The organism is Microlunatus ginsengisoli, assembly GCF_039537205.1.
Lineage (GTDB): Bacteria > Actinomycetota > Actinomycetes > Propionibacteriales > Propionibacteriaceae > Microlunatus > Microlunatus ginsengisoli.
On record NZ_BAABAB010000023.1, the window covers coordinates 1 to 767 of the forward strand.

At 66.1% G+C, this 767-nt stretch carries 2 protein-coding genes; both read right to left on the bottom strand.

The window, feature by feature from the left end; translation table 11 throughout:
* Positions 1-147: 147 nt before the first annotated feature.
* The gene (locus tag ABD747_RS16970) at positions 148-579 is read right to left on the bottom strand and encodes a hypothetical protein (protein WP_344806727.1); all 432 of its coding nucleotides are present in this window, start codon (positions 577-579) and stop codon (positions 148-150) included.
* Positions 576-767: hypothetical protein (locus tag ABD747_RS16975; RefSeq protein ID WP_344806728.1), on the bottom strand; the 192-nt coding region annotated here is incomplete at its 5' end. The genes ABD747_RS16970 and ABD747_RS16975, both read right to left, overlap by 4 nt.

Consider the following 767-nt stretch of genomic DNA (forward strand, 5'->3'; position numbering starts at 1 on the left):
ACCTTCCCCGCTGACCATCCATCAGCGCGTTGGGCCGGAAACACCGTTACCGGGACAGTCCCGACCCGTACGCGTCTAGCCCAAGGGAGTGGGACCGTTCTCCCTAATGTCAGGCCATGTTTCGCGGTCCGACACGACTCGACTTCTTCAGTTCGATGTAGCTAGGAGATGTTGGTTCCGCTGATCCTCCTGCCAGCGATCGGCGTGCTGGCCGGCGCGGTCGACGATCCGGGCGAGGGCGTCGTGCCAGTAGATGAGTTCGAACGAGCCCTGTTCCAGTTTGAGCGGTCGGACGTCGGCGATCTTCAGCCCGATCAGCTCCGCGCGCAGGGGTGGGATGTTCTCCCACCGGTGTGGCGGCCCGATTTGGGCGTGCAGGCCGTATTCGTCGACCAGTGCCTCCACCCAGTCGCGGAGGTCCTTGGCGTGCGCAGCGGCGTTCCCGGCTTGGGTGCTCGGCTGAGCGGGGGTGAGGTGTTGGAGTTGTTTGGTGTGGGTGAGGACCTGGCCGGCGAGGTCGTTGAGCATGGTGGCGAGCTCGTCGATTGCCGGCCACGGGTCCGGCGCCTCGCTGGTCACGGCCGGCCGCTTGGAAGCAGGCGGGCCAAACCGCGGCGGGTCGGCTGGTCGTCGGCGAGGTCGAGCGCGAAGGCTTCGTCCATCATCTGTGCGACCGCGGGGTCGATGAGGTCCCGCATCGCCGGTGACTCGAACCAGGCGGGCACGGTCAGTTTGATCGGCTTGTAGTGGTCGACGATCGCCAGGAT